Below are 13,903 nucleotides of genomic sequence, written 5' to 3' on the forward strand. Positions count from 1 at the left end.
ATATAATTAAAACTATTATTCTATTTTTTGTAAAAATAGCATCTTTCTTTATTAAATCAACAACAATAAAAAAAATTAATTTTTTTACATAAAAAAAAGAGTAACCATTGCTGATTACTCTTGTTGTAGCGGGAACTGGACTCGAACCAGTGACCTTCGGGTTATGAGCCCGACGAGCTACCTACTGCTCTATCCCGCGATTTGCGGTTGCAAATATACCGCTTTTTATTCTTTAACTCCTAATAAAACTTACATTATTATTGTTTCTTGTAAAATATATTTTAATTAAGTGAGTTTTTTTAAGCTTGAGCTTCTTTTTCCATATCTATAATATGAGCAACCGTTTTTACTAATCTGTCGTGTTTTTTTACAAACGGATTTGTTTTATCCCATACATAACCTGCTAATACAGCACATATTTGTTTTTTTATCTCTGGATTTTCTGGCTTATGAAAAAACAACTTCTGAAGATTTCCTGTGTACCATTCTTTTACATAAGTTGCAAAAACATTAACTCCCTCTTTAATGTATTCTGAATACTCGGTTTCCCAATTTACATTATTTCCTTCTAATTCTTTTACAATTAATTTAGCTGCAAGTAGTGCAGATTCTGTTGCAAAAGTTACCCCTGAAGAAAACACTGGATCTAAAAACTCTGCACTATTACCTGTTAGCACATAACCTTTACCATACAGTTTTGTTACCGACTTCGAATAATTTTTTATTTCGATGGGATTAAACAAAAAATCAACTTCATTAAATCTATCATAATAATAATCTGAAAGAGTTAACATTTTAGATAATTTTTCTGAGGTATTACCTTTATACGACGCTATTAATTCGGTTGGACCAACAAAGCCTATACTTGTTGTTCCGTTAGAAAAAGGAATAACCCAAAACCAAGTTCTGGTATCAATTACATCAAATGTTATGCGGGTACCTTCCCATCCATCAGGTCTTTTTATATCTTTTACATGTGTAAAAATAGATGACTGATTTAATAAGGTTGATGGTTTTTCTAAATTTAAAATCCTTGGTAAAACCCTACCATAACCACTAGAATCAATAATGTATTTTGCTACTACTTTGTTTTGTTTACCATTTTTATCTTTTATTGTCGTTATAGATGTTCCGTTCTCATTAAAAACTACATCTGTAACCTCTTTCTCAAAATCAAAATTCACGCCTCTTTTAGTAAGCTCTTCCACCAAAGTGTTGTCAAAATCTGCACGAGGAACTTGCCATGTCCAATCCCAACCTTTGGTATGTTTTTTACTAAAATCAAAATTACAAACCTCATCGCCTCTTAAAAATCTTGCTCCGTTTTTAACTTCAAAATTTTGTTTTTTTAAACACGCTAATAAATCTACCTCTTCAAAATGATCCATACATCTTGGCAACAAGCTTTCGCCAATAACAAATCTTGGAAATTTATTTTTTTCAACAACTTTTACATTACATCCTTTTTTATGTAAATAAGACGCTGCTACGCAACCCGATGGTCCTGCTCCAATAATTAATACATCCACATTTTTCATCACTCACAATTTTTATGGCAAAAACCATTTATTATTCTAAATTTGTACTTCAAAATAACTACTTTAAGTTTAGTTATTAAAATATATTTTTAAATATTACGAATACTTTATAAATGCTAAAATTAAGTGGAACTTTAGGAATTGAAGATTTTTATAAAATTATTTTTAAAAACAATCCTATTGAAATAGACAACACCGTTTTTGAAACTATTGAAAATAGTTTTAATTTTTTAAAAACGTTTTCTGAAAACAAAACCATATACGGTGTTAACACTGGTTTTGGCCCAATGGCACAATATAAAATAGCTGACTCTGATCGTGTTAAATTACAATATAATTTAATACGAAGTCATGCATCGGGTACCGGAAACCCAATTGCTCCTCAATATGTAAAAGCAGCAATGATTGCTCGATTAAATACTTTGTCTCTTGGATATTCTGGAGTTCATAAATCGGTTATTGAGTTAATGACTGAATTAATTAACAGAAATATTATTCCGTTAATTTACGAACATGGTGGTGTTGGTGCAAGTGGCGATTTGGTGCAATTAGCACATTTGGCGCTTGTATTAATTGGAGAAGGTGAAGTGTTTTATAAAAATGAATTAAAACCTACAAAAGAAGTTTTTAAAATAGAAAACCTGCAACCTATTTCGGTTGTTTTACGTGAAGGCTTAGCTCTTATGAATGGTACTTCTGTTATGACTGGCGTTGGTATTGTAAATACCATAAATACTAGAAATTTACTTAATTGGATTACATTGTCTTCATCAGCAATTAACGAAATAGTACAGGCTTACGACGATCATTTATCCGAAGAACTTAACAATGCTAAAAAACATAACGGTCAGCGAGAAATTGCCAATCAAATGAGGCGTAATTTAGCAGATAGCAAACTTACTAGAAAGCGCGAAAATCATTTATACAACAAAAACCCTGATGTAACTGTTTTTGAAGAAAAGGTTCAAGAATATTACTCATTACGATGCGTACCTCAAATATTAGGACCGGTTTTAGATACTTTAAATAGTATTGAAAATATTTTAATTGAAGAGGTAAATTCTGCCAACGACAACCCTATTGTCGATGTAAAAAAACAACATGTATATCATGGTGGTAATTTTCATGGCGATTATGTATCTTTAGAAATGGATAAGTTAAAACTTGTTGTTACAAAAATGAGCATGCTTGCTGAACGACAATTAAACTATTTATTAAACCCAAACCTTAATAATATTTTACCCGCATTTGTAAATCTTGGTAAATTAGGATTAAATTTTGGTATGCAAGGAGTTCAATTTACAGCAACATCAACAACTGCCGAAAATCAGATGTTATCAAATCCAATGTACGTACATAGTATTCCTAATAATAACGACAATCAAGATATTGTTAGTATGGGTACAAATGCGGCTTTAATTACAAAAAAAGTTATTGAAAACGCTTTTGAGGTTGTTGCTATAGAAATGATAACCATTGTACAAGCTATTGAGTATCTTAAAACACAAGATAAGGTATCATCAAAAACTAAAAAAATGTACGATGCCATAAGAAATATAGTTCCTGCTTTTACTGAAGATGTGGTCATGTATCCGTATGTAAATAAGGTAAAAGAATTTATAATGAATCACGAAAATAATATCATCTAATTTTATGAAATACGCTTTAGTAACAGGAGGATCTAGAGGAATAGGAAAAGCTATTTGTATACAACTTGCAAAAGACACCGATTATACTATTTTAATAAATTATCAAAGCAACAAACAAGCTGCTTTAGATACTTTAAATGCTGTTGAAGCTGCAGGTGGATCTGGAGAATTACTTCCTTTTAATGTTGTTGATAACGCAGCAGTTAAAGAAACTTTAGATAATTGGCACAGTAATAATAAAGAAGCGGTAATTGAAGTAATAGTAAACAACGCAGGTATTACTAAAGATGGTTTATTTATGTGGATGACTACGGATGATTGGAACAACGTAATTAACACTAGTCTTAATGGTTTTTTTAATGTTACCAATCATTTAATTCAAAAAATGTTGGTTCAAAAATATGGCCGTATTATTAATATTGTTTCGTTATCTGGATTAAAAGGAACGCCTGGTCAAACTAATTATTCTGCCGCAAAAGGTGCCGTAATTGGTGCTACAAAAGCTTTAGCTCAAGAAATTGCTAAACGAAAAATAACTGTTAATGCTATTGCGCCTGGGTTTATTAAAACAGATATGACTGGTGATTTAAATGAAAAAGAATTAAAAAAATTAGTTCCTGCAAATCGATTTGGTAATCCTGAAGAGGTTGCACACCTTGCTTCATTTTTAGCATCAGAAAAAGCATCGTATATTACTGGAGAAGTTATTAATATTAATGGAGGAATTTATTCTTAAAACTTACAAAAATGAGTAGAGTTGTTATAACAGGAATGGGTATTTATTCTTGCATAGGCAAAAACCTAGAAGAAGCTAAAGCATCGCTTTACAAAGGCGCCTCTGGAATTATTTTTGACGAAAAAAGAAAAGATTTTGGGTACAGATCTTGTTTAACAGGTATGGTAGAAACGCCTAACTTAAAAAAACAACTTACCCGAAGGCAAAGAATTAGCTTAGGTGAAGAAGGAGCTTATGCATATATGGCAACTATAGAGGCTTTAGAAAATGCTAAAATTTCGCAAGACTTTTTAAACAACAACGAAGTTGGTATTCTTTACGGTAATGATAGTACTGCTAAATCTATTATCGAATCTGTTGATAAAATCCGAGAAAAAAAAGACACAACATTAGTAGGTTCTGGTGCTATATTTAAAGGTATGAACTCTACAATAACCATGAATTTATCAACAATTTTTAAACTTACCGGTATTAATTTTACCATAAGTGCCGCTTGCGCAAGTGGTTCGCACGCTATTGGTATGGCATATCAGCTTATAAAAAGTGGGTTACAAGATTGTATTATTTGCGGTGGAGCACAAGAAATTAACGAACTAGCAATGGGTAGTTTTGATGGTTTAGGAGTTTTTTCTGCAAATGAAGAACAACCAACAAAAGCATCTCGCCCTTTTGATAAAAACCGCGACGGACTTATACCTAGCGGAGGTGGAGCAACCTTAGTTGTTGAAAGCTACGAATCTGCAATAAAAAGAGGCGCTCCTATTTTAGGTGAAATTATAGGCTACGGATTCTCATCAAATGGAGAACATATTTCTACTCCGAATGTAGATGGACCTTCTCGCGCCATGAATAAAGCTATAAAACAAGCAAATATTCCTGTTAAAGACATTGATTATGTAAATGCGCATGCTACCTCAACACCCGTTGGAGATAGCAATGAAGCTAAAGCTATATTTGATGTTTTTGGTGAAAATGGCCCTTTTGTAAGCTCTACAAAATCTATGACAGGGCACGAATGTTGGATGGCCGGAGCCAGTGAAGTAATTTATGCTATGCTTATGATGCAACACTCATTTATTGCTCCGAATATAAACCTAGAAACTCCAGATGAAGATGCAGCTAAATTAAATTTAGTAAGCAAAACCTTAGATAAAAAAATTGATGTATTTTTGTCGAATTCTTTTGGATTTGGAGGAACAAATTCAGCATTAATAATAAAAAAATTATAATACAGATTATGAACAAAGAAGCTATTATTGAAAAGATAAATGATTTTCTTATAGATGAATTTGAAGTTGAAGCAGAAGACATTTCTCCTGAAGCCAATTTAAAAGAAACACTAGAACTTGATAGTTTAGATTTTGTTGATTTAGTAGTTGCTATTGAAGCTAACTTTGGTGTTAAATTAGTTGGAGAAGATTTTATAAACATCGTTTCTCTTCAAGATTTTTACAATCTTATCGAAAATAAATTAAGCTAATTTTTACGTCAATACATGTCTACAAAATGGGAAGGGAAATCTAGAGGTTCAGTTTTAGGTTATAAAATATTTGTTTTTTGCATTAAAAAACTAGGATTATACGCTGCCTACTTCGTTCTTCTTTTTGTTGCTTTTTACTTTTGTTTTTTTGCTAAAAAGAGCACACAATCAATCTATTATTACTTTCGTAAAAGGCGTTCTTACACTGTATTTAAAAGTGTATTAAACATTTACAAAAGCTATTATGTTTTTGGACAAACAATTATTGATAAAATTGCGATTTCATCTGGCTTAAGAAATAAATTTACCTATAATTTTGATGGTATAGAGCAACTTAAAAACATCCTTCAAGAAAAAAAAGGAGGCGTACTAATAAGTGCACATGTTGGTAATTTTGAAATTGCTGAATACTTTTTAAATGAACTTGAAGAAGATGTTGCTATAAGTTTACTTACTACCGATAGAGAACATAGTGATATTAAAGCTTATATTGAAAGTGTAACCACAAAATCGAGCATAAAATTTATCATTATAAAAGAAGATCTTTCTCATATTTTTGAAATAAATGCCGCTTTATCAAGAAATGAAATTATTTGTATAACTGGTGATCGTTATACTAAAGAAGCAAAATCGCTAACCCATAAATTATTAGGCGAAGAGGCACAATTTCCTGCTGGTCCGTTTTTATTAGGGTCGCGTTTAAAAGTACCGGTTATTTTTGTGTACGTAATGAAAGAAACCAACAAACATTATCATCTTTATGCAAGAACTGCTGAGGTAAAACATAGAGATCATAAAGCTTTACTGAAATCATATACCGAAAGTTTAGAATGGATACTTAAAAAATATCCTTTACAATGGTTTAATTATTTTGATTTTTGGAACGATTTAAAAAACTAAATCAATAATGAATTTACTTAAAGAAAAAATAACAGATCAAAATACAATTCTTAAACTAATACCACAAAGAGCACCTATTGTTATGGTAGATTCTTTGTTATATTTTGATGAAACAAAAGTTATTTCTGGCTTAACCGTTTTAAGTAACAATATGTTTGTTGATAATAATTACCTTACCGAACCTGGTTTAATAGAACACATGGCACAAACAGTGGCTTTATATACAGGTTATCATTTTTACATAAAAAACATACCGGCTCCCGAAGGTTATATTGGAGCTATAAAAGGAGTAACCATTAAAAAACTTCCAAAAGTTAGCGAACAACTAGAAACTGAAGTAGAAATTTTACAAGAAATAATGGGGGTTACTTTAGTTAAAGGAACCACAAAATTAGCTGGCGAAGTTATTATGTCGGCACAAATGAAAACCGTTTTAAAGCAGTAAATGAAATCAAGAAAAAATAAAAATATTGATAAAAATGCGCTAAAAATAGCTCAAGATATCAGAATTCGTTTTAACGAAACAGATGCTTTAGGTATTGTTTGGCACGGTAATTATCTTCGTTATTTTGAAGACGGAAGAGAAGCTTTTGGTAGAAAACACGGACTTTCATATTTAGATGTAAAAGCCAAAGGCTATGTTACACCCATTATAAAATCTAGTTGCGAACACAAATTACCTTTACAATACGGAGAAACTGCCACTGTAGAAGCTACTTTTATCAATACCGCAGCTGCCAAAATAATTTTTAGCTATAAAATTACAAACGCAAACAAACAAATTGTTTGTACAGGAGAAACGATTCAAGTTTTTTTAGATAACAATAACGATTTATCTCTTACGCTCCCTCCTTTTTTTAAAAAGTGGAAAGAAAATAACGGATTAATTTAAAAGTACTATGAAAAACGTTTTTATCTCTGCAACTAATATTATTTCACCTCTTGGTTTTAATAGCGAAACAAACATTTCGCAAATTGAACAAGAAAACTCAGGGATAACACTGCATAAAAAGTTTAGTAAAACTCCATATTACGCTTCGATAATTAATGATAACGAATTAAACAACGCTTTTAATAAAATAGGAAACGGTAATTTATATACCAAATTAGAGAAAATGATGATTCTTTCTCTTAACGATACCATTTCTAAAGCTGATTTTAAAATAGCAGACAAAACAGCGTTATTAATTGCAACTACAAAAGGCAATATTGATGCTTTAAGTAAAAATAATACTGATTTTACACCCGAACGCGCTTACCTACCTGTTTTAGGAGATAAAATTAAAAATTTCTTCGGATTTAAAAACACGCCAATTATTATATCAAACGCCTGTGTTTCTGGAATTTTATCAGTTGCCGTTGCTAAGCGTTTTATTCAAAATAATTATTACGACAACGCTTTTATCGTTGCTGGCGATATCGTCTCTGAATTTACTTTATCTGGTTTTCAATCTTTTCAGGCAATAAGCAATAAGCCTTGTAAACCTTTTTCTAAACACAGAAACGGAATTACCATTGGCGAAGCAGCAGCCTCGGTTGCTATTTCTAGCCAAAAATCAAAAACAAAAAACATCCAAATTATTGGAGATGGCTCTTGCAATGATGCCAATCATATTTCAGGACCTTCAAGAAATGGTGAAGGCTTATTTAAAAGTATTCAATCTGCTATAAAAGAAGCCAACATCAACCCTAAAAACATCGATTATATTTCTGCTCATGGTACAGCAACAGTGTTTAATGACGAAATGGAAGCCATTGCTTTTAACAGAGCTTTATTAGAAAACACACCTTTAAATAGTTTAAAAGGATATTACGGACATACTTTAGGTGCTTCAGGATTATTAGAAGCTATTATCGGAATTCAAGCCTTAAAAAACAATACTTTATACACCTCACTAGGCATGGATGAACTAGGTGTATCTGCCTCTTTAAATATCATTCAAAAGAAAGAAAAAAAAGAAATTAACACCTTCTTAAAAACCGCTTCTGGATTTGGAGGATGCAATACTGCTGTACTTTTTAAAAAAATTGACAATTGAAAAAAAATCTAAACATCACAACATATTGTCAAATAAAAAACAACATCGTTACTCTTAACGATACACCTGTTTTTGTAAAAGACACAAACCTATCATTTGCTGAATTTTCAAAACAGATTTACAAAGAAAAATCAATCTCTTATCCTAAGTTTTTTAAAATGGATAACCTTTGTAAATTAGCCTTTCTTGCTGCCGAATTTTTATTAGAAGATAAAAAAACAACTACTATTGATAAAGAAAACATGGCTATTGTTTTATCAAATAATAGCGCTAGTTTAGATACCGATAGAAAGCATCAAGAAACTATTAACGATACCGAAAATTATTACCCAAGTCCTGCTGTATTTGTTTATACTTTAGCAAATATTGCTATTGGCGAAATTAGTATTCGACATAAAATAAAAGGCGAAAATGCTTTTTTTGTTTCCAATCATTTTGATGAAAAATTATTAGAACAATATGCCTTTTCTTTAATAGCAAACAACAAGAGCAAACATGTTCTTTGCGGATGGATAGATTTTGATGGTGCTAATTATAATGCTTTAATGTATATTGTTTCGACAGAAGAAAACAACAAATACACACACGATTTTATTAAAAAAATACATACCAAAAATTAATGGAAGCTTTAAAACAAGAACTTAAAAAAAACATTATTGAACAATTAAATTTAGAAGAATTTAGTGTTGAAGACATTGCGGATAACGATGCTTTGTTTGGCGATGGATTAGGCTTAGATTCTATAGATGCTTTAGAACTTATTGTAATGTTAGATAAAGATTATGGTATAAAACTTACCGATCCTAAAGAAGGTAAAGAGGTTTTTGTATCTATTGAAGTTTTAGCTACTTATATTACAAAAAACCGCACAAAGTAAAATGTCGAAAAACCGTGTTGCAATAACAGGAATGGGAATCATTTCATCTATAGGTACTACTATAGATGAAAATTTTAATGCACTTATAAATCACAAAAAAGGCATTGCTCCTGTAGTAAATATTAAAACACGACATGATAAAGATATTAAAGTTGGCGAAGTATTATTAACCAACAAACAACTTGCTGATAATCTTAATTTACCAACAAATCATAATTATTCTCGAACTGCGTTATTAGGCTGCATTGCTGCGAAACAAGCAATAACACACGCTAATATTAAGGATGTAAATTCTTGTAAAACAGGGTTTATTTCTGCAACCAGTGTTGGCGGAATGGATATGACTGAAAAACATTTTCAAAATTTTCATAAAAACACTGAAAGCAAAAAATTTATTGAGAGTCATCATGCAGGAAATAGTACTGAAAAAATTGCAGAACACTTAGGTATTACTGATTATATTACTACCATTAGCACCGCTTGCTCTTCAGCAGCCAATGCTATTATGCTAGGAGCTCGTTTAATTAAATCGGGGCAATTAGATCGTGTTATTGTTGGCGGAACCGATGGTTTAGCAAAATTTACCATTAACGGTTTTAAAACCTTAATGATATTATCTGAAACCGACTGCAAACCTTTTGATGCAAATAGAAGCGGACTTAACCTAGGCGAAGCTGCAGCTTATTTGGTATTAGAATCTGACACTGTTATACAAAAAGAAAACAAACCCGTTTTAGCACACCTTGCGGGATACGGAAACGCGAATGATGCTTTTCATCAAACAGCTTCATCTGCTAATGGCGAAGGTGCTTTTTTGGCAATGCAAAAAGCTTTAACGGTAGCAAATATAAAACCTAAAAACATTGATTATATTAATGCACATGGTACTGCAACACCAAACAACGATTTATCTGAAGGCGAAGCTATAAAAAGAATTTTTACAAATACGATTCCAAGTTTTAGTTCTACCAAAGCTTTTACTGGGCACACTTTGGCTGCGGCTGGCGCAATAGAAGCTGTATATTCCGTATTAGCGCTTCAACAAAACATCATGTTTCCTAATTTAAATTTTAACGAAGCCATACCTGAGTTAAACATTACTCCGATAACAAGTGTTACCAAAAAACATTTAAATTATGTACTTTCTAATTCTTTTGGATTTGGCGGAAATTGTTCAACACTAATTTTTTCTAAAAGCAAATGAAACCTTGTTATATAAATAGTGTCGCTTCAATTTCGGCTCAAAATACTTTTGATGCTCCTAACCTCCTAAATACTGTTGTTTTTAACGAGTTAAAAACCGTAGCTGCCGCTCATCCAAAATACAAAGATTTTATAAATCCTAGAGCTAGCAGACGTATGGCTACGGGTGTAAAAATGGGAATTGCTACATCAAAAATAGCTTTACAAGAGGCACAACTTGAAAATCCGGATGCAATTATTACTGGTACAGGAATGGGATGTATTGAAGATTCTGAAAAATTTTTAAATGCCATTATTAATAATGATGAACAATATTTAACACCTACTTCATTTATTCAATCTACACACAATACCGTTGGCGCTCAAATAGCGTTAACACTTAAATGCAAAGGTTATAATATGACTTATGTACATGGTGCTGTTTCTTTCGAATCTTCATTAATTGACGCGCAACTTATGCTGCATGAAAAAGAAGCTAATACTATTTTAGTAGGCGGAGTTGATGAATTAGGTAAACAATTTATAAACGATATTGTTAAAACCGAAATTGAGCAAACAAAACCTATTACAGTTCCTTTTAGCGAAGGAGCTCATTTTTTTACGGTAGCAGCTGCTAAACAAAAACATACTTATTGTCAGTTAAAGGCTGTTGAAATAATTAACACTGCAACACCAGCGTTAATTCAACAAAAATTAATAGATTTTTTACAACAAAATAATTTATTAGTTTCAGAAATTGATGTTGTGGTACTTGGTAAAAACGGAGATGAATATGATGTATATTATCAAAATCTTCAAGATTCTATTTTAAAAAACACCATTCATACACATTACAAACATCTTTGTGGCGAATTTTTTACCGCTTCAGCATTTGGTTTTTGGGCAGCTTCAAATATTATTAAACAACAAGATATTCCTGAAAGCTTAAGACTTAATTCAATAAAAAAATCCAACTATAAAAACATTTTATTATACAATCAATTTAAAGGAAAACAACATAGTTTTACGCTATTAACATCATGCTAACATTTAAAAATATAAATGCCTTTACCATTTTTATAATTGCTTGTTTAATCATTAGCAACGACTACTTTAATATTTCTGTTTTTGCTTATTTATTTGTTATTTTATTTTGGTTGATAACCACATCTATTGGTAGTTTTAATATTACATGGAATTATCATTTAAAAGCTTACAATGCTGCTTTAAATAGTAAAGAAAAACATATTGCAATTACTTTTGATGATGGCCCTAATACAGAGTTTACACCTCAAATTTTAAAAATTCTTAAAAGCTACAATGCAAAAGCTACTTTTTTTTGCATTGGTAAACATATTGAACAACATCCCGATATTATAAAAGAAATAATAAACGACGGACATACGATTGGAAATCATTCATATTCACATTCGCCTTTTTTCGATTTTTATAGCAAAAGAAAAGTTATTGCTGAAATTAAAAAAACCGATGATATAATTGAAAAGTTAATCGGTAAGAAAATGAATTTATTTCGACCGCCATACGGAGTTACAAATCCGTCAATATCAAAAGCTATTAAACAAACAGCACACAAAGTTATCGGTTGGAATATAAGATCGTTAGACACTGTAAAAAATAATGAGCAAGAAATATTAAATAGAATAAAAAATAAAATAGCACCTGGATCGGTAATTTTATTACACGACTCGAAAGCTATAACTGTTAATGTTTTGGAACAATTGTTGTTATTTTTACAAGAAAACAATTACAAACCTGTCACTGTAAATACCTTATTTAATATAAAAGCTTATGCGTAACACTGCTATTTTACTACTTATTTTTATAAACTGCCATTTAATATTTTCGCAAACACCTTTAAGCGAAAAAGAGATAAATATCTTTAAAAAAAATGTTATTGCATTAGACAATAATACCAAAAACATTACTAGTGATTTTACACAATACAAGCATCTTAGTTTTTTAAAAAACGATATAAAATCTGTTGGAAAACTTGTATTTAAAGTACCTAATTTAATAAAATGGGAATACACATCTCCTTACAATTACACCGTAATTTTCAAGGAAGATAAATTATTAATTAATGACGATGGTGATAAAAGTAACATAGATTTAGGTTCTAATAAAATGTTTAAAGGCTTAAATAATATTATAGCAAACAGCGTAAAAGGCAATATGTTTGACGATACAAAATTTAGCATTTTATATTTTAAGGATAAAAAAAACTACCTTATTAAATTTACTCCAAAAGATAAAAACTTACGTCAGTTCATTGCCTTATTCGAGCTAACTTTTAGCTTACAAACAAATGATGTAATTGAAGTTAAAATGATTGAACCTTCTAAAGATTACACTAAAATTATATTTAAAAACAAAACACGAAATACAACAGTAAGCGATGCGATTTTTAGTAATTAATTTAATTTTTATTTTGTTTTTTGCTGCTTGTAGTATTCCTACAACTAAAAATTTACAAGAATACAGTTCTACAAAAACAACATTTACAAACCCATATTTTTCTGACATAAATACAGATTATGTTTACAAAGCTAAAATAAAGGCTTACAATAATGTTTTTGGTGGTATTTTAATTATTAAAAAAATAGACAAAGAGTGTCATCGTATTGTATTTACAACTAATTTTGGGAACAAAATTTTTGATTTTCAGCTTAATAAAAATGATGTAAAAACTCATTATATTATGGACGAATTAAACAGAAAAATAATTATAAACATTCTTACAAACGATTTTAAAACATTAACAAAAGAGCATCATCAAATTTACAAAACATATAAAAAAAATGAGCTTGTTAATATTTATCAAACAAAAACAAAAAAGAGATTTAATCACTATTTTACAACCGTAACCAATCAAGAATTAACTAAAATTGTAAATACCACAAAAACGAAAGAAAAAGTTAGTATCAATTTTAATAAAATTCAAGATTCAATTGCAAAGCACATTGTAATTCAGCATAAAAAATCACCTATTAAAATTGACTTAACGATTATAAGTAACAATTAAAATAACTGTATAATCTTTACTATTTTTGCACACCATTTTTTAAACAAACAATACAAAAACGTATGTTAATTAAAGATTTTTATAAAATAGAAACAATAACGGAGGTTGCTACTAACGTTATTCATGCTCACATTCAACTTAATAAAAATCACACTGTTTTTAATGGTCATTTTCCTGGTAATCCTGTTACTCCAGGCGTATGTATGATTCAAACTATTAAAGAAATAGTGCAATCGCACGTTAACAGTAATTTATTTTTACAAGGTATTTCTAACATAAAATTTACAGCATTAATAAATCCGAATATCAATGCTAATTTAATCTTAGAGCTTTCTATCATTGAAGAAAACAACATTATTAAAGTAAAAAATATTACTAAATTTACAGATGGTACTATTGCTTTAAAATGTAATGGTACTTTTGTAAAAAAATAAATATTGATTTATCTTTAAATCAAAT

Annotated in this window: 17 protein-coding genes and 1 tRNA gene; 16 read left to right on the forward strand and 2 right to left on the reverse strand. The window is 30.1% G+C overall.

The annotated features are described in order from the left end of the window. Positions 1 to 126: 126 nt before the first annotated feature. Positions 127 to 199: transfer RNA gene (locus tag ACN5J5_RS03450), tRNA-Met, on the reverse strand. A gap of 100 nt (positions 200 to 299) precedes the next feature. Then, positions 300 to 1,538, reverse strand: coding sequence for an NAD(P)/FAD-dependent oxidoreductase (locus ACN5J5_RS03455; protein ID WP_418645916.1), 1,239 nt, complete (start codon positions 1,536 to 1,538; stop codon positions 300 to 302). A 113-nt stretch (positions 1,539 to 1,651) separates the two neighbouring features. On the opposite strand from ACN5J5_RS03455, the gene ACN5J5_RS03460 reads away from it, so the two are divergent. From ACN5J5_RS03460 to ACN5J5_RS03535, 16 genes are all read left to right on the forward strand, one after another. Further along, the gene (locus ACN5J5_RS03460) at positions 1,652 to 3,187 is read left to right on the forward strand and encodes an HAL/PAL/TAL family ammonia-lyase (protein WP_418645917.1); all 1,536 of its coding nucleotides are present in this window, start codon (positions 1,652 to 1,654) and stop codon (positions 3,185 to 3,187) included. Between the two features lie 4 nt (positions 3,188 to 3,191). After that, positions 3,192 to 3,923 (forward strand): 3-oxoacyl-ACP reductase FabG, encoded by a 732-nt coding sequence (fabG, locus tag ACN5J5_RS03465; RefSeq protein ID WP_418645918.1) that lies wholly within the window; start codon positions 3,192 to 3,194, stop codon positions 3,921 to 3,923. An 11-nt stretch (positions 3,924 to 3,934) separates the two neighbouring features. Further along, positions 3,935 to 5,152 carry a beta-ketoacyl-[acyl-carrier-protein] synthase family protein gene (locus ACN5J5_RS03470; RefSeq protein WP_418645919.1) on the forward strand — a complete coding sequence of 406 codons (1,218 nt, stop codon included), beginning with the start codon at positions 3,935 to 3,937 and terminating at the stop codon, positions 5,150 to 5,152. A gap of 8 nt (positions 5,153 to 5,160) precedes the next feature. Continuing rightward, positions 5,161 to 5,403 carry an acyl carrier protein gene (locus tag ACN5J5_RS03475; RefSeq protein ID WP_418645920.1) on the forward strand — a complete coding sequence of 81 codons (243 nt, stop codon included), beginning with the start codon at positions 5,161 to 5,163 and terminating at the stop codon, positions 5,401 to 5,403. A 15-nt stretch (positions 5,404 to 5,418) separates the two neighbouring features. Continuing rightward, a complete protein-coding gene (locus ACN5J5_RS03480; RefSeq protein WP_418645921.1) occupies positions 5,419 to 6,303 on the forward strand; it encodes a lipid A biosynthesis acyltransferase in 885 nt (294 codons plus the stop codon). A 7-nt stretch (positions 6,304 to 6,310) separates the two neighbouring features. Further along, positions 6,311 to 6,748 carry a hypothetical protein gene (locus ACN5J5_RS03485; RefSeq protein ID WP_418645922.1) on the forward strand — a complete coding sequence of 146 codons (438 nt, stop codon included), beginning with the start codon at positions 6,311 to 6,313 and terminating at the stop codon, positions 6,746 to 6,748. Further along, complete coding sequence (locus ACN5J5_RS03490; RefSeq protein WP_418645923.1) at positions 6,749 to 7,195, forward strand: acyl-CoA thioesterase; 447 nt, start codon at positions 6,749 to 6,751, stop codon at positions 7,193 to 7,195. A gap of 7 nt (positions 7,196 to 7,202) precedes the next feature. After that, positions 7,203 to 8,342, forward strand: a complete 1,140-nt coding sequence (locus ACN5J5_RS03495) for a beta-ketoacyl synthase N-terminal-like domain-containing protein (protein ID WP_418645924.1) — start codon at positions 7,203 to 7,205, stop codon at positions 8,340 to 8,342. Beyond that, a complete protein-coding gene (locus ACN5J5_RS03500) occupies positions 8,339 to 8,962 on the forward strand; it encodes a 3-oxoacyl-ACP synthase (protein WP_418645925.1) in 624 nt (207 codons plus the stop codon). The genes ACN5J5_RS03495 and ACN5J5_RS03500 overlap by 4 nt, the downstream gene beginning before the upstream one ends. Next, positions 8,962 to 9,219, forward strand: coding sequence for a phosphopantetheine-binding protein (locus ACN5J5_RS03505; RefSeq protein ID WP_418645926.1), 258 nt, complete (start codon positions 8,962 to 8,964; stop codon positions 9,217 to 9,219). Before ACN5J5_RS03500 ends, ACN5J5_RS03505 begins: the two co-directional genes overlap by 1 nt. Position 9,220: 1 nt before the next feature. Continuing rightward, positions 9,221 to 10,423, forward strand: a complete 1,203-nt coding sequence (locus tag ACN5J5_RS03510) for a beta-ketoacyl-[acyl-carrier-protein] synthase family protein (protein WP_418645927.1) — start codon at positions 9,221 to 9,223, stop codon at positions 10,421 to 10,423. Further along, the gene (locus ACN5J5_RS03515) at positions 10,420 to 11,448 is read left to right on the forward strand and encodes a beta-ketoacyl synthase chain length factor (protein ID WP_418645928.1); all 1,029 of its coding nucleotides are present in this window, start codon (positions 10,420 to 10,422) and stop codon (positions 11,446 to 11,448) included. The genes ACN5J5_RS03510 and ACN5J5_RS03515 overlap by 4 nt, the downstream gene beginning before the upstream one ends. After that, positions 11,442 to 12,218 (forward strand): polysaccharide deacetylase family protein, encoded by a 777-nt coding sequence (locus ACN5J5_RS03520; RefSeq protein ID WP_418645929.1) that lies wholly within the window; start codon positions 11,442 to 11,444, stop codon positions 12,216 to 12,218. The genes ACN5J5_RS03515 and ACN5J5_RS03520 overlap by 7 nt, the downstream gene beginning before the upstream one ends. Further along, entirely contained in the window at positions 12,211 to 12,837 is a 627-nt protein-coding gene (locus tag ACN5J5_RS03525) for a LolA family protein (protein ID WP_418645930.1), read from the forward strand. Before ACN5J5_RS03520 ends, ACN5J5_RS03525 begins: the two co-directional genes overlap by 8 nt. Further along, positions 12,818 to 13,444: a hypothetical protein gene (locus ACN5J5_RS03530; protein ID WP_418645931.1), complete on the forward strand. Its 627-nt coding sequence runs from the start codon at positions 12,818 to 12,820 to the stop codon at positions 13,442 to 13,444. The genes ACN5J5_RS03525 and ACN5J5_RS03530 overlap by 20 nt, the downstream gene beginning before the upstream one ends. A gap of 62 nt (positions 13,445 to 13,506) precedes the next feature. Then, positions 13,507 to 13,878 (forward strand): 3-hydroxyacyl-ACP dehydratase, encoded by a 372-nt coding sequence (locus ACN5J5_RS03535; RefSeq protein ID WP_418645932.1) that lies wholly within the window; start codon positions 13,507 to 13,509, stop codon positions 13,876 to 13,878. Positions 13,879 to 13,903: the final 25 nt, after the last annotated feature.

Source organism: Tenacibaculum insulae, assembly GCF_964512435.1.
Taxonomy (GTDB): Bacteria; Bacteroidota; Bacteroidia; order Flavobacteriales; family Flavobacteriaceae; genus Polaribacter; species Polaribacter insulae_A.